The sequence below is a fragment of the Saccharophagus degradans 2-40 genome (genome assembly GCF_000013665.1).
Lineage (GTDB): Bacteria > Pseudomonadota > Gammaproteobacteria > Pseudomonadales > Cellvibrionaceae > Saccharophagus > Saccharophagus degradans.
In genome coordinates, this window is the sequence record NC_007912.1 from 1,878,055 (window position 1) to 1,891,570 (window position 13,516).

At 47.4% G+C, this 13,516-nt stretch carries 15 protein-coding genes and 1 riboswitch; of the genes, 4 read left to right on the plus strand and 11 right to left on the minus strand.

Translation table 11 applies throughout. The features are described from left to right. From thiS to xseA, 4 genes are all read right to left on the minus strand, one after another. Entirely contained in the window at positions 1 to 228 is a 228-nt protein-coding gene (gene thiS, locus SDE_RS07615) for a sulfur carrier protein ThiS (RefSeq protein WP_011467937.1), read from the minus strand. Further along, on the minus strand, positions 221 to 1,405 hold the full coding sequence (locus SDE_RS07620) for an FAD-dependent oxidoreductase (RefSeq protein ID WP_011467938.1): 1,185 nt from the start codon (positions 1,403 to 1,405) through the stop codon (positions 221 to 223). Before SDE_RS07620 ends, thiS begins: the two co-directional genes overlap by 8 nt. Then, positions 1,396 to 1,496, minus strand: a riboswitch (TPP riboswitch). It overlaps the preceding gene by 10 nt. A 16-nt stretch (positions 1,497 to 1,512) precedes the next feature. Further along, complete coding sequence (locus tag SDE_RS07625) at positions 1,513 to 3,261, minus strand: monovalent cation:proton antiporter-2 (CPA2) family protein (protein WP_049762595.1); 1,749 nt, start codon at positions 3,259 to 3,261, stop codon at positions 1,513 to 1,515. 65 nt (positions 3,262 to 3,326) lie between these two features. Beyond that, the gene (xseA, locus tag SDE_RS07630) at positions 3,327 to 4,691 is read right to left on the minus strand and encodes an exodeoxyribonuclease VII large subunit (RefSeq protein WP_011467940.1); all 1,365 of its coding nucleotides are present in this window, start codon (positions 4,689 to 4,691) and stop codon (positions 3,327 to 3,329) included. A gap of 229 nt (positions 4,692 to 4,920) precedes the next feature. Here xseA and guaB point away from each other — a divergent pair, with 229 nt between their 5' ends. The 3 genes from guaB to SDE_RS07645 all read left to right on the plus strand — a co-directional run bounded on the left by guaB (position 4,921) and on the right by SDE_RS07645 (position 8,349). Beyond that, positions 4,921 to 6,396 carry an IMP dehydrogenase gene (gene guaB / locus SDE_RS07635; RefSeq protein WP_041325503.1) on the plus strand — a complete coding sequence of 492 codons (1,476 nt, stop codon included), beginning with the start codon at positions 4,921 to 4,923 and terminating at the stop codon, positions 6,394 to 6,396. A gap of 65 nt (positions 6,397 to 6,461) precedes the next feature. Then, the gene (gene guaA / locus SDE_RS07640; protein WP_041325506.1) at positions 6,462 to 8,042 is read left to right on the plus strand and encodes a glutamine-hydrolyzing GMP synthase; all 1,581 of its coding nucleotides are present in this window, start codon (positions 6,462 to 6,464) and stop codon (positions 8,040 to 8,042) included. Between the two features lie 79 nt (positions 8,043 to 8,121). Further along, positions 8,122 to 8,349 carry a hypothetical protein gene (locus tag SDE_RS07645; protein ID WP_049762596.1) on the plus strand — a complete coding sequence of 76 codons (228 nt, stop codon included), beginning with the start codon at positions 8,122 to 8,124 and terminating at the stop codon, positions 8,347 to 8,349. Between the two features lie 127 nt (positions 8,350 to 8,476). Here the strand turns inward: SDE_RS07645 and SDE_RS07650 are convergent, their stop codons facing one another. The 5 genes from SDE_RS07650 to SDE_RS07670 all read right to left on the minus strand — a co-directional run bounded on the left by SDE_RS07650 (position 8,477) and on the right by SDE_RS07670 (position 11,819). Then, positions 8,477 to 9,010 (minus strand): hypothetical protein, encoded by a 534-nt coding sequence (locus SDE_RS07650; RefSeq protein WP_011467943.1) that lies wholly within the window; start codon positions 9,008 to 9,010, stop codon positions 8,477 to 8,479. Between the two features lie 200 nt (positions 9,011 to 9,210). Next, a complete protein-coding gene (locus tag SDE_RS07655) occupies positions 9,211 to 9,573 on the minus strand; it encodes a SirB2 family protein (RefSeq protein ID WP_011467944.1) in 363 nt (120 codons plus the stop codon). 6 nt (positions 9,574 to 9,579) lie between these two features. Continuing rightward, positions 9,580 to 10,170, minus strand: coding sequence for a DUF4202 domain-containing protein (locus SDE_RS07660; RefSeq protein WP_041324400.1), 591 nt, complete (start codon positions 10,168 to 10,170; stop codon positions 9,580 to 9,582). 37 nt (positions 10,171 to 10,207) lie between these two features. Then, positions 10,208 to 10,942 carry a fumarate/nitrate reduction transcriptional regulator Fnr gene (fnr, locus tag SDE_RS07665; protein WP_011467946.1) on the minus strand — a complete coding sequence of 245 codons (735 nt, stop codon included), beginning with the start codon at positions 10,940 to 10,942 and terminating at the stop codon, positions 10,208 to 10,210. A gap of 88 nt (positions 10,943 to 11,030) precedes the next feature. Continuing rightward, positions 11,031 to 11,819 (minus strand): hypothetical protein, encoded by a 789-nt coding sequence (locus SDE_RS07670; protein WP_011467947.1) that lies wholly within the window; start codon positions 11,817 to 11,819, stop codon positions 11,031 to 11,033. Between the two features lie 125 nt (positions 11,820 to 11,944). Here SDE_RS07670 and SDE_RS07675 point away from each other — a divergent pair, with 125 nt between their 5' ends. Continuing rightward, a complete protein-coding gene (locus SDE_RS07675; protein ID WP_041324402.1) occupies positions 11,945 to 12,160 on the plus strand; it encodes a hypothetical protein in 216 nt (71 codons plus the stop codon). Between the two features lie 24 nt (positions 12,161 to 12,184). Here SDE_RS07675 and cobB read toward each other — a convergent pair whose 3' ends face one another. Both cobB and rrtA read right to left on the minus strand, forming a co-directional pair. Further along, positions 12,185 to 12,892 carry a Sir2 family NAD+-dependent deacetylase gene (gene cobB / locus SDE_RS07680; protein ID WP_011467948.1) on the minus strand — a complete coding sequence of 236 codons (708 nt, stop codon included), beginning with the start codon at positions 12,890 to 12,892 and terminating at the stop codon, positions 12,185 to 12,187. Further along, positions 12,879 to 13,514, minus strand: a complete 636-nt coding sequence (gene rrtA, locus SDE_RS07685) for a rhombosortase (protein ID WP_011467949.1) — start codon at positions 13,512 to 13,514, stop codon at positions 12,879 to 12,881. The genes cobB and rrtA overlap by 14 nt, the downstream gene beginning before the upstream one ends. Positions 13,515 to 13,516: the final 2 nt, after the last annotated feature.

Genomic DNA, 13,516 nt, shown 5'->3' on the forward strand with positions numbered 1-13,516 from the left:
CTAGCCGCCTCCCACGGGGCTAACTATATCGATGGTGTCACCAGCGGTTAGCTGAGTAGCTGTATACTGGCTGCGGGGTACAAATTCATCATTCACGGCTACCGCTACAGGTAGGCCATCTGGGTTATGTATTTGTACCAGTGACGCCAGTGTCGCTTGAGAGGCAAGCTGGGTAATAGTACCGTTTACGCTCACTTGAATATTGTCGTTGTGGGTCGAATCAGTCATACAGTGCGAGTGCCTTCGGTGTTTGAATAGCTGTAGGGCTTGTTGTATATGCGTCTAAAGTGCGGCGATTAAAGTGGCTGGCAAATGGTGATTTAGCTCTGCCTAGGCCCGCTAGTTGTAAAGCGTATTCCACCGCACTTGGCGCTAATAAATAACCGTGCCTGTACAAGCCATTGGCTTGAATGACTGGCGTACGATTACTTGAGTTAGCTTGTGCCAAGGTAATACAGGGCATATTATCGATTAGCGCGGGGCGTAAATTTGTGTCCATTTCTACTATGCGCGCCTCGGCGAATGCGGGGTTGAGCGTGTACAGGGCGCTGCATAACTCCAGCGCAGATTGCACAGACATGGGCGAGTTATCATTACTTTCTATTTCGGTGGCGCCAACAATAAATTGATTGTTAGGCTTAGGCACAATATAGAGTTTGTAGCGGGGGTGCATAAGCCGAATAGGGCGGTGCAGTTTTACTTCGTCGGTTTCTACCCAAATAACTTCACCCCGCACCCCGCGCACTTGCCTTTCTTTACCTGCGCCAACGCCACGGCAGTCAAACCATAAATCAAATTGGCTTGCATCTATGTTGTCTATTTGTGCTTCGGGCGCAAAGCGCACAGGGGTGTTAGCGTGTATTTGTACATTATGGTCAATAAGCCATTCGAGTAACTTATCGAGAAACACGCGGTTATTTAACGCCGCTTCGTTGGGGAGGTATAAACCGTGGCTAAAATGTAAGTCAGGCTCGAGTTGGGCTAATTCGTGCGGGGCAAGCCACTGGCTTTGATTGTTCGCGCCCAAGTGGTGCTGCAAATCTTGGTGAAACTGAAGTAATTCCGACTCATCTTGTGGGTGGGCCACAACAACGCTACCGCGCTTGCTATACAGGTGCTTAAATAGTGCTGGTAGCTCTGCCAGCCAGCTTTCCCACAGTGTCATGGAGTGCAGCCCCATGTCATAAATTGCCCGCTCAGATACAACCACTTCGCTCATGGGCGATAGCATGGCTGCTGCAGTGTATGCTGCATTGTGAGGGGTAGAAAGCGAGCCCGCGTCGAATAAAGATACGCGATGGCCCAAAGCAGTAAGGCGCCACGCAAGTAATCGGCCCATTAGGCCGCCACCGGCAATGGCTGCGTGCACGGGCGATTCGGCCCGTTTATGTAAGGAGGTATTCATATGCTGTTGCCTACGCAGGTTCTAGCCTGATCAGGTCGTACGGGTTTAATCTCAGCCCCAAGAGAAGTATGGGGCACCCCGACAAAGTGAGCGAAGTCTACTGCTTGCTATGGTTTGTCGCAAGCGGGGTTTTGATTGCCAATGGCTTTGGCCTCGTGCAGCAAGCGTGAGTAAGCTTCTGAACGTTCAATTTCTACACAGGCTGTAGCCTCTTCGCGACTCATACCCGATGCTTGAAGTGTGTGTGCACATAGCTGCAAGCTGGCTTCTAGTGTTTCTGGCACAACTTGATTGGCGCCTGCGTGTAGTAGTGCTGTTGAATGTTGTTCGTCTTTGGAGCGCACCACAATTTTTAATTCTGGATGATGCTGGCGTGCGCCATGGGTTGTGCGAATGGATGCGTGGGAGTCATCCATGGTAACAAGCAGCACGCTGGCGTTATCTACACTGGCCATATGCAGCACTTCCTGCTTGCTGGCGTCGCCTAAAAATATATGTGCGCCTTGTTTTTGTAAGCGCCGTACTTCATCTGCGTTAGTGTCGAGCGCAATGTAGGGGATGGATTGTTGCGTAAGAATATGTGCTACTGCCTGCCCAACGCGGCCGAACCCCGCGATTATTATGTGGTCGTGCAGTGCATCGGGCGCAGCGTTAGGGGTTTGTGACAGGTTGTATTTATCGGCCAGCCACTTGCCAAACATGGCAAGAAATGGGGTGAAAATCATCGATAAGCCGGCAACTACCACCATAAATTGGCCAATATTAGGTTCAATAAGTTGGTAGCTTAAGGTTGCCTGCCCAATTACCACAAATGCAAATTCACCGGCTTCAGAAACAATTAAGCCTGTGCGCAGCGCATCTTGCCAGCTTAACCCAAATAAGCGTGCAAATAGTGTGGCAATGGTTGCTTTTAAGGCTAGTAAACCCACAACCGATAATACAACCCATACGCCGTACTCGAAGGCCATAACCAGGTCTAAATTCATGCCCACGCCCATAAAAAACAGGCCTAAAAATAAGCCTTTAAACGGGGCGATTTCGCTTTCTATTTGATGGCGAAACTCGGTTTCTGCGAGCAATAAGCCGGCGAGGAATGCACCCAGTGCCATAGATAAGCCCGCAAGGCCGGTAATCACAGAGGTGGCGAGAATAACCAGCAGCATAAGGGCGGTAAACACATCAATATTGCGCAAGCGGGCGACGTGGCGGAATAAAAAACTCAACAAAAAGCGGCCCACAAAAATAATAAAGCCAATAGTGATGGCTGCCTTTAAAAGGGCGCTGCCCACCGTTAGCCATAGGCTGCTATCGCCACTGGATGTATCGCCGAGTATGGTGAGCAAAATTAAAATAGGGACAACGGCTAAATCTTGAAAGAGCAGAATGGCAAAGCTTGCTCGACCATAGGTGGTGGCACTTTCGCTGCGCTCGTGCAAAATCTGCATCACCATGGCAGTGGAAGAAAGCGCCAAACACAAGCCGATAATAACGGCCGCTTCGATGGTATTGCCCCACCAAAATGCTAAGCCGCTAATTATGCTTGCGCTTACTAATACTTGCGCCGCTCCCAAGCCAAAAATAAGCTTGGAGAAACTTTTTAAGCGCGCAAATGAAAGCTCTAAACCGATGGTAAACAGTAAAATTATCACGCCGAGTTCGGCGAAGTGTTGTACGGCGTTAGCATCGTGAATAACAGCTGCGCCGTAAGGGCCAATAATAGCTCCTACGGCTAAATAGCCCAGAATAGGGCTCATTTTTATACGTTTAAATAGGGGTACAACTATAACAACGGTAAGTAAAAAGGCGATGGTCTCGTACAGGTAGGGAATGGTCATCGATGTGTGTTCTGCTTCCATCATATACGCCTATGTTGTGTTCCTGTATCAACGTGTTAGTTGTTTGTGGTTAGCTTAGTATTTAACTAGTTAATTTTTGCGGATAGTTCACCCTCGGCAAGCTTAATATGAATGGTTTCGCCTTTTGGGGTGTCGGCCGGCGTGCGTATAACCGTGCCGTCAGCCTTAGTCGTTATGGAGTAGCCGCGCTTAAGGGTTGCCAGGGGGCTAGCAATATCAAGCAGTGCAACGGCTCTTTGCAGTCTGTCTGTTTTTTTATCTAGCAAACGGCTAATGGCTTGGTTTAATTGTAAGCGAAGTTTTGCGAGATCTTTTTGATGCTGCGCAAGCAACTTTTGAGGGTGCTGCTGGGTTAAGCGCTGCTCGCGGTTTCTAAGTGTGGTGCCGTCTTTTTGTAAGCGCAACTGTATGGCGCGGGTAAGACGAATTTCTAATTGATCCAATTGTTGCGCTCGCGCATTTAGGCGCTCGCCAGGGTGCTTTAGCCTTGTGCGCAGGTGATTTACTGCCTGAGCGTATTGGCTTAAACGCTGGTGTAGGCGCTGTTTAAGCTGCTTGGCAAAATGTTGTAGCAATTGGTCGATATCTGTTTTGTTTGGGCACAGCAGTTCAGCCGCAGCCGAAGGGGTGGGGGCGCGTAAATCTGCAACAAAGTCGGCAATGGTAAAATCTACCTCGTGACCCACTGCGCTCACAATGGGTATATCGCATTCGTAAATGCGGCGCGCCAGCGCTTCATTGTTAAAGGCCCATAAGTCTTCTATCGAGCCGCCGCCGCGGCACAGCAAAAGCACATCAAAAAGGCCTGAATTCTCGGCAATGTCTATTGCCTGTATGAGTTTTGCGGGCGCGTCATCCCCTTGCACAGGGGCAGGGATCACCGTTACCGGAATACTGGGGAAGCGGCGCTGTAATACCGATAGTACATCCCGCACGGCAGCCCCTGTGGGCGATGTGATAATGCCTATATGGTTTGGCAGTGTGGGAATCGGTTGTTTATCTGCCTCGTTAAACAGGCCTTCATTTAGTAACTGTGCTTTTAGGGCTTCGTAACGCTGTTGTAATAGGCCAAACCCAGACTCTTCCATGTGCTCGGCAATAAGCTGAAAATCGCCGCGACCCTCATACAGGCTTACGCGGGCGCGCAGCAGCACTTTATCGCCCGCTTTTGGGCGAAATTTTACCTGCTGGTTGCGGCCCTTAAACATGGCACAGCGCACCTGTGCGCGCTCGTCTTTTAGGGTGAAGTACCAGTGGCCAGAGGCAGGGGCGCTAAAGTTAGAAATTTCACCTTCTACCCAAATAAGGGGCAGGTGTACTTCAAGCAGGTCTTTTACTCTGCGGTTAAGCTCTTCCACAGAAAAAGTTTTGCGCTCGCCGCCACGCTTGGCTGTAATTTGGTTGGTTTGGCTAAAAATATCGTTTTGCATGCGGGCATTCTAGGCGGTTTTGGATTGCTTTGGCATGCCTAGAATGAAATTTCCGGCACATTTACTGGTTGCGCTTGCACTTTCGCGCGTGTTTGTTCATTTAGGGCGACTTTTCGTGTTTACCAAAGATGGTGCAAACGCGTATAATTGCTCGTTTATCTCGCAGGCACTGGCTTACCTTAAAACGCCATTGCAGGCTCTACTCATGACTCTTGAGGTAGTTACTCCTATGTTAAGGATTGCTCAGGAAGCGCTCACGTTTGACGACGTACTGCTGGTTCCCGGTTATTCTAATGTCACAGCAAAAGATGTGGATTTGAAAACCCGGCTAACCCGAGAAATCACGCTTAATATCCCCTTGTTATCCGCTGCTATGGATACCGTTACCGAGGCCCGTTTAGCTATTGCATTAGCGCAAGAGGGCGGTATTGGTATTATTCATAAAAGCATGACCATCGAAAAACAAGCGGAACAAGTGCGTGCCGTTAAGAAATTTGAAGCTGGTGTGGTTAAAAACCCCATCACTATCGATTCTAGCTGCTCGATTAAAGACCTTATTGCCCTTACCCGTCAGCACAATATTTCTGGTGTGCCGGTTTTAGATAACGGCGATTTGGTGGGTATTGTTACCGGTCGAGATGTGCGTTTCGAAACCAACTTAGATGCAACTGTAGCCAGCATAATGACACCGAAAGAAAAATTGGTGACTGTGCTAGAAGGCACCGCAGCAGATGAAGTGCGCGCGCTGTTACATAAGCACCGCATAGAAAAAGTGCTGGTTGTTAACGATAAGTTTAAATTGTGCGGCCTAATTACCGTTAAAGACATAAATAAAGCCGAAACCTACCCAAATGCCTGTAAAGATGCTGATGGCAGTTTGCGAGTAGGTGCGTCTGTGGGCACAAGCCCAGACACAGATGATCGCGTAGCAGCATTGGTTGCGGCGGGTGTAGATGTGCTAGTGGTAGATACCGCTCACGGTCACTCACAAAACGTATTAAATCGCGTAACCAAAATTAAGAAAGATCACCCGCAAGTTCAGGTGATTGGTGGCAATATTGCTACAGCTGACGCGGCAAAAGCGCTTGTGGAAGCCGGTGCCGATGGCGTTAAAGTAGGTATTGGTCCTGGCTCTATATGTACCACCCGTATTGTAACGGGTGTAGGGGTGCCGCAAATTTCTGCAATTGCAAATGTTGTAGACGCATTAAAAGACACTGGCGTACCGGTGATTGCCGACGGCGGTGTGCGCTTCTCTGGTGATGTGGCCAAAGCCATTGTCGCCGGTGCAGACTGCGTAATGATGGGGTCTATGTTTGCGGGTACCGAAGAAGCGCCAGGCGAAGTGGAGTTGTATCAAGGCCGTACTTACAAAAGCTACCGCGGAATGGGGTCTTTGGGCGCCATGGCTAAAACCCAAGGTTCGTCGGATCGCTACTTCCAAGATTCCAGCCAAGGCATGGAAAAATTAGTGCCAGAGGGTATCGAAGGTCGCGTACCTTACAAAGGCCCGTTGAACGCTATTGTGCACCAATTAATGGGTGGCTTGCGTGCAGCAATGGGTTACACCGGTTCTGTCACCATGGAAGAAATGCGCACCAAACCTCAGTTTGTGCGTGTCACTTCAGCGGGTATGGGTGAGAGCCACGTACACGATGTAAGTATTACTAAAGAAGCGCCAAACTATCCTGTTTCTGGCCGTTAAATAAAAAGCCGGGCTATATGCCCGGTTTTTGCTTTCCCCCTATTTTTTTGCAATCAGAGAACACAATGCCCAATACCGATATTCATTCTCAGCGTATCCTTATTCTTGATTTTGGCTCCCAGTACACTCAGCTTATTGCGCGTCGCGTGCGCGAGGTGGGGGTGTATTCTGAAATCCGAGCCTGGGACGTTTCGGACGAAGAAATAAAAGAGTTCGCCCCTAAGGGCATTATCTTGGCTGGTGGCCCAGAGTCGGTAACTGCAGGCTTTTCACCCCGAGCACCGCAGTTAGTGTTTGAGTTGGGTATCCCTGTTTTGGGTATTTGTTACGGCATGCAAACTATGGCCGAGCAGTTGGGCGGTAAAGTTGAGTCGTCTAACGTGCAAGAATTTGGTTACGCGCAAGTTAAAATTGAAAACGAATGCGCGCTTATAAAAGATATTAAAGATCATGTAGATGATGGCGGCGCTGCGCTTTTAGACGTGTGGATGAGCCACGGCGATAAAGTGGTTGCTATGCCCGAGCAGTTCACGCTTATGGCATCTACGCCTTCTTGCCCAATTGCCGGTATGGCGTGGGAAGAGAAAAAGTTTTATGGCGTTCAGTTTCACCCTGAAGTTACCCATACATTGCAGGGTAAGCGCATTTTTGAACATTTTGCATTAGAGCTATGTGGTTGCGAAGCCTTGTGGACAGCGGCAAATATCGTTGAAGATGCAATCGGGCGTGTGCGCGCTCAGGTTGGTGACGACAAAGTATTGCTGGGTTTGTCTGGCGGGGTGGATTCTTCTGTAGTGGCCGCGCTATTGCACAAGGCTATTGGCGATAAGTTAACCTGTGTATTTGTTGATAACGGCCTATTGCGTAAAAACGAAGGCGATCAAGTGATGGACATGTTTGCAAAAAACATGGGCGTTAAAGTGATTCGCGCCGATGCTGCAGACCTGTTCCTTGGCAACCTTGCTGGCGAAAGTGACCCAGAGAAAAAACGCAAAATTATCGGTAATACGTTTATCGATATTTTCGACCAAGAAGCGAGTAAGCTAAAAGATGTTAAATGGTTGGCGCAAGGTACTATCTACCCAGATGTAATCGAGTCTGCCGCTTCTAAAACAGGCAAGGCGCACGTTATTAAGTCCCACCACAACGTAGGTGGCTTACCAGAGGATATGCAGTTTGAGCTTGTAGAGCCGTTGCGTGAATTATTTAAAGACGAAGTGCGCAAAATAGGCTTAGAATTAGGGTTGCCGTACGATATGGTTTACCGTCATCCTTTCCCGGGTCCGGGTTTGGGTGTACGTATTTTAGGCGAAGTGAAAAAAGAGTATGCTGAAATACTGCGTGAAGCGGATGCTATCTTTTTAGAAGAGCTGCACGCGGCGGGTTGGTACCATAAAACCAGCCAGGCTTTTGCTGTGTTTGTGCCGGTTAAGTCTGTAGGTGTGGTTGGTGATGCGCGTCGTTATGCGTGGGTTATTGCGTTGCGTGCCGTTGAGACTATCGACTTTATGACAGCCCGCTGGGCCCACTTACCTTATGAGCTGTTAGAAAAGGTATCAAACAGAATTATTAACGAGATTTCAGGCGTGTCTCGGGTTACTTACGATGTATCAAGTAAACCACCTGCTACGATTGAGTGGGAGTAAGCGGGCCTGATTTACCGATAAAACTTGGTTAGCACCCTAAAACACGGATGTTGAGTGTTCCGCACAATGGAGTTTGAAGATGGATTTCGATGCTTGGAAAGTAGACCTTAAATCAAAGTCGGCGTTTCATGAGACGGGTTGTAGAATTACCGTAGAGGGCAACCCGCGACAGCCGATGGGGTTAATTCCCACAAATTTTCCAACCGGTTTAACGGCAGTGGAGGAGGCGCGGTTGTTGCGCTGTGGCATGAAGGCTATTGTGAGCAAGGCTAGGGAAGAGCATATGAAAAACGTGGGCAGCCTGTAGTTGATGCTGGTGCTTTTGCCGTTTCGTTACCCATAAAAAAACCGCCATCTAGGGCGGTTTTTTATGGGTGTTAATAAAGCAGCAGCGCCAAATTATGAGCTCGTGCTTAGCTTTACTTGCCAAAACACTACCTTACAACATACTTGCCTTTTAAGTGCATTAAGGTTTTGTGATTATCTACTGTTTTAAACAGAGTTTGGTATTTTTCTAATAAAATGGTGCCTGAATCTTGGCCGCTTTCTGCTGAGTAAGTAATACCTGCGAGTAGATCATCAAATTCTTTGGTTAGCTTATCTATAGCTGCATAGATTTGCTTGGTGGTTTTTTCGGTTTCGAAAATGTGGCCTTTACCTGTCATTTGTAGGTATTGGTCGCACTCTTGTAGCCATTCTTTGCGCTCGGCTAAAAAGTTGCGGGTGTTTCTTAGCCCGCCTTTGTAGCGCATATCAAAGTTGTTTTCTACATAGTTGCCCACGCTACCTAGGGTAGTGGTCATAAATTCCATGCGAATATCATCGCAATAGCTCCATGTTACGTAGCCTGGGAATTTAACGTTGTTCGCTTGTTCTGCCTTTTCCTTCTGGCACTTCTCATCGCATCCGTACGCGTTCGAGATAATAAATGATGCAACTAAAGTTAATAGTGCAGCCAGATTTTTCATAGAAGGGGTCCGCCAGTAACTATTTGTTATAAGAATGAATGTACAGCCGTTAAATCCATTAAAAGCGTCACCAACTAAAATGTCAAGTAAAACGTGACATAGTTCCTTGTGTCTAGACGAGTTTTAAAGGTCTTTTACTTTTTAAATAGTGAAAAGTTATATAAGAATGTATAACGGGGCTGCATTCTTGCCGAGAGGAATTAAAACGGCTTACTGGTGGCCAATATAATAATTGCGCAAGCAGTTAAGAGGGCACTAATTCCAAAAATTGCGCGCAGGTGTTTATGGGGGATTTTGAAGGCAGTGATACCTAAGCCAATATAGGTAATAACCAAAAGTAATTTGATTGAAAACCAAGAATAGTCAAATGGCGAGTAGCGAAGCATTACCGCAAGGGTTACACCGGTAACAAGTAAAAGGGTATCAATAACATGTGGTGCAATTTTTACTGCACGCAATTGAAGTTTGGAAGAGTTTCCCATTAGCCAAAGAAATCTAACGGCAAACCCGCCAATACTTAATAGCACGAGCCATACGTGAATGTGTTTAATTACTGCAAACATGGAATATTATTCGCTAAGCGCTTTCTTGATAAGTGTGGCCAAATGATCTGGGAGAGTTGCTGCAAGGGCGGCTTGATGACCTGCATCAGACATTTTTGCCCATGTTTTTTGAATAATATCGATCAGTTTTGCTTCATCGTGCTTACGAGCAAAATCATCTAAATAATAAAGTACGAATACGAGGCATATAACGTCTTCCAGAGTTTGAGTTTCTGGGTCTCTGCGCAGGCCTCGCTTCTGCACAAGATATTTAACGCGACTGATATCTTCTTCATTGTAGCCGGCTTCCAGCATAAGCTCGCCAGTGCGCTTTGCATGAAAAAGCCCAAGCTCTGCGCGCCATTGTTTGTAACCTGTGCGACCTTCGGGGTAATCGCTACGCGGTGATTTCCAGCGCTCTATATGTTGTGCGCGAGCGGCAATTTGTAGGTGCTCGGACGCTTGCGGGGCAAAGCTATTAAGTACTTCTGTCATTCTTTGAGAGTACAAAAGTTCTTTGGCAATAGGCTCGCCATTTGCAGTTTCTTGATTGGGGTCTTGTGCATTTGCCGCGTCAATTTTATTGATAACGGCTAAATATTTATCATTCATTCGCAATAGAACTCAAAAATTGGGTGAAGTTTTGCGCGAAAAATTAATCTGCCGTTGAGGCGATAGCGCGCAGCTTATCCATTTGATTGATAACCACGTGTTTTTTATCAAGAGCTATTACTTCTTGTTTGTGAAGTCTGCTCATTACACGGCTTACGGTTTCTATGGTTAAGCCTAAGTAGTTGCCCATATCTGAGCGTGACATGGGTAAATAAAACTCGGTGCTTGATAAGCCCCGATGGTGGTTTCTTGTAGATATACTAACTAATAAGGACGCAATGCGCTCGTCGGCATTTTTTTTACTTAGCAGGGTAATGAGCTGCTGCTCGTGGCTAATTTCTTTACTCATAAGTTGAAAGAAGCGACGCTGCAAATTGGGAAGCTTCATGCTCAGGTCTTCGAGTTGCGAAAAGGGTATTTCACAAATCGCTGAGGTTTCTAATGCCATTGCGGTATTGGAATGTACATTCGTTGCTAGGCCATCTAACCCCAAAATTTCGCCCGGCAAGTAGAAGCCAGTAATTTGCTCCTCGCCATCCCTACTGATAGTAGAGGTTTTTACTGCGCCAGATCTTAATGCGTAAACAGCTTTAAAGTCTTCGCCTGCTTCGTAAAGTGGTTGGCCTTTTTGCAAAGGGCGGCCGCGCTGAACTATGTCGTCTAATTTAGCAATGTCATCCAACGCGAGGCTTATGGGTAAGCATATAGCCGATAAACGGCAGTCACCACAGTTCACCTGAGGGGCGTGGTGACATGATGTAGGTTCGGATTGGGACATAATTCGGTCCAGAGTACGGCAGGTATTTGATTGCTAGATTGCGAGCAAGGATATGGATACTAATGGCTAATGTCAAAGGCTTCTTTGCCTAGTTAATTGGCCTCGGCGGTAGAGTGATTGGTGTACTAATTGGTAGCTTATGGTTAAGCAAGGCTTGAGTATAAAGTGAGATATTGTGGAGCTTGTATCTGTGCTCGGAATAGACGAATGCGTCTACTCCCGGGCCCACGTTAATGGAAATGTGCGAGTCTTCGTCGGGTTCTAACTCGAAGTTGGTGTCGAGCGCATTGTGTGATGTGTGACCCAAAAAAATGTGCAGCTGATTAAAGGTTTTAAGTAGTGGGGTAATCGCGGTTTTTAGATCTGGCAATGCCGGTGCAGGGTATACAACTAACCCCAGTTGAGCAAAACCGAATTCTTTAATTTTTGCCAGCTTTTGCATCACAATTGGAGTGTTTTCTAAGTCTGAAAGCGCTATCTCAACTAAGCAGCGGTTGAAGCCTAAACCTTTGAACAGCCCCAGCCAGTTGCAATTAAGGTCCGTTAAATCGCAGTTAACAGTGTGTAGCCGCTTTTCGATAGGCTGTATATTGTATAGCTTTGCTAATGTGCGTATGAGTGCGGTAACTTCGTGTGCCCGCAAAAAGCGCGTAGGGTTGTGTAGCGTGAACTCGGTGAGTGTTGGGTGGTTGAGCGCTGTGGCCCAAACTTCAAGCTCGCGTTGCAAAAGAAACGCGGTGTCGCAAGATTGCTCGTAAAGGGGCCGAATATGATTGGAGTCTATAACAATAGTTACCGCACAGCGTTCAGCTGCGCGCGCGCGGCTAATTTCCACGGTGGAAGAGCCATTGTTAGGTGGGGGCGAGTTTTTTTCCATGTGGCTACTTTATCGTAAGCCCATGCAAGCGGTATTGATTCGAATCAAACGTAAGCGTTGAAGGTTAAGCCTACTTGAGAAGCTTTTAGGTGGCTTCTACACTTTAGTTAGAGCAGAGGGGGAATATGAGTTATCAGTGCGGTGAGTGCGGTCATAAATTCAAAAAGGCGTCTACGCATGGGGCTTGCCCTGCGTGTGCTTCTCGACAAGTTCGCAACCTAAAAGCGGCAGAACCTGTAGCTAAAGAAAAGCCAACCAAAACCAAAATAGAACTATTTACCATGACCGTATTATGGGCGTTACTTATTTACGGCGTATACGATAAGTATATTGCCAGCTAGCGCTATGCGCGGCCTGAAAAAGTACTACGAGCAGGCAAAAAACAGCGGCACCAATTCACTTGCCGGCCCCTGTAGGCTTGTGTCAAACGCTCGGCTATTTGCACTGGCATCCAAATTTAATTCTACCGTGGTTGCGCCGTAGCTGGCAGCTAGCTCTACAAACCCTGCTGCTGGGTAAACATTGCCAGACGTACCAATAGATACAAATAGGTCACATTCACACAGGGCCTGTTCGATAGTATCCATGGCTAACGGCATTTCACCAAACCATACTATATGCGGTCGCAATAAATTTGGCGGTGTGCAGCACTCGCACAGGGATTGATCGGTTAGGTCTTTGGTGCAATCGCTTACCTTTTCGCTCACAGGGCAGCGCGCTTTTAGCAGCTCACCGTGCATATGAATTAAATTTTTACTGCCACCTAGCTCATGCAGGTTATCTACGTTTTGGGTAACCAGTAAAAATTCGCCACTGAAGTGTTGTTCGAATTCCCCCAATGCTGTGTGTGCTTTGTTGGGTTGTGCGGCTGTAAGTAATTGAGAGCGTCTAGCATTGTAAAACTTTTGCACAAGCTCTGGGTTGCGGGCATAGGCCTCGGGGGTGGCTACATCTTCCACTCTGTGGTTTTCCCACAGGCCGTTATTGTCGCGAAATGTTTTAAGCCCGGATTCGGCCGATACCCCAGCGCCGGTAAGTACAACAATGCGTTTGTAATCCTTAGCTTGCTTCATTGCTTGCTTCCTGTGTTGTTTGGCTGCGGTAAGCGAGTAAAACGGGTTTGGCGCGAATTAGCATCCACCCTAAGCCAGCAGCTAGCCCTTGTAAGTGTGCGGGTGTATAGCTTGGCCAGGTTAAATCTGCACTTAGTAGCGATGTGTCCTGAGTAAATTCCCACGCGAGCCTACCAAAATAAAGAAGGGCGATAGCAATAGGAATAATACTTTTTGATCTTGCCCATACTAGCCAGATGGCAGGGGGTACCAAAGCGTTAATGGCCCCGCTTAATCCTGCATAGCGATCTAGCTGGCTAAACGGCAGGCAGGCGCCAACCACAACGAGCCCTATGGTGAGCATTACTATTGCATCTATACGATGTTCTTCTTCAACAATAAGCCCCAAAACAAGCATGGCACCGCAGTTATAAAGTAGGTGCTGGTTATCGAGGTGAACTAATTGAGAGGTGAGAAGTCGCCAAACTTCGCCATCATTTACTAGGTTTCTCTCGAAATAGAAAAGGTCGAATATAGGAGGGTAAAAATAGCAAACAACTAAAAGCATGCAGCACGCGATGGTGAACCAAGGCGTGGATTGGCCCAACATAGTTGTTAATACTGCTGGGCGCTTATTATCCATAC

What these genes read in the sequence shown, in the direction of transcription:
- thiS (WP_011467937.1), bottom strand. Translation starts at nt 228, where the DNA reads ATGACTGATTCGACCCACAACGACAATATTCAAGTGAGCGTAAACGGT.
- SDE_RS07620 (WP_011467938.1), bottom strand. Translation starts at nt 1,405, where the DNA reads ATGAATACCTCCTTACATAAACGGGCCGAATCGCCCGTGCACGCAGCC.
- SDE_RS07625 (WP_049762595.1), bottom strand. Translation starts at nt 3,261, where the DNA reads ATGGAAGCAGAACACACATCGATGACCATTCCCTACCTGTACGAGACC.
- xseA (WP_011467940.1), bottom strand. Translation starts at nt 4,691, where the DNA reads ATGCAAAACGATATTTTTAGCCAAACCAACCAAATTACAGCCAAGCGT.
- guaB (WP_041325503.1), top strand. Translation starts at nt 4,921, where the DNA reads ATGTTAAGGATTGCTCAGGAAGCGCTCACGTTTGACGACGTACTGCTG.
- guaA (WP_041325506.1), top strand. Translation starts at nt 6,462, where the DNA reads ATGCCCAATACCGATATTCATTCTCAGCGTATCCTTATTCTTGATTTT.
- SDE_RS07645 (WP_049762596.1), top strand. Translation starts at nt 8,122, where the DNA reads ATGGATTTCGATGCTTGGAAAGTAGACCTTAAATCAAAGTCGGCGTTT.
- SDE_RS07650 (WP_011467943.1), bottom strand. Translation starts at nt 9,010, where the DNA reads ATGAAAAATCTGGCTGCACTATTAACTTTAGTTGCATCATTTATTATC.
- SDE_RS07655 (WP_011467944.1), bottom strand. Translation starts at nt 9,573, where the DNA reads ATGTTTGCAGTAATTAAACACATTCACGTATGGCTCGTGCTATTAAGT.
- fnr (WP_011467946.1), bottom strand. Translation starts at nt 10,942, where the DNA reads ATGTCCCAATCCGAACCTACATCATGTCACCACGCCCCTCAGGTGAAC.
- SDE_RS07670 (WP_011467947.1), bottom strand. Translation starts at nt 11,819, where the DNA reads ATGGAAAAAAACTCGCCCCCACCTAACAATGGCTCTTCCACCGTGGAA.
- SDE_RS07675 (WP_041324402.1), top strand. Translation starts at nt 11,945, where the DNA reads ATGAGTTATCAGTGCGGTGAGTGCGGTCATAAATTCAAAAAGGCGTCT.
- cobB (WP_011467948.1), bottom strand. Translation starts at nt 12,892, where the DNA reads ATGAAGCAAGCTAAGGATTACAAACGCATTGTTGTACTTACCGGCGCT.
- rrtA (WP_011467949.1), bottom strand. Translation starts at nt 13,514, where the DNA reads ATGGATAATAAGCGCCCAGCAGTATTAACAACTATGTTGGGCCAATCC.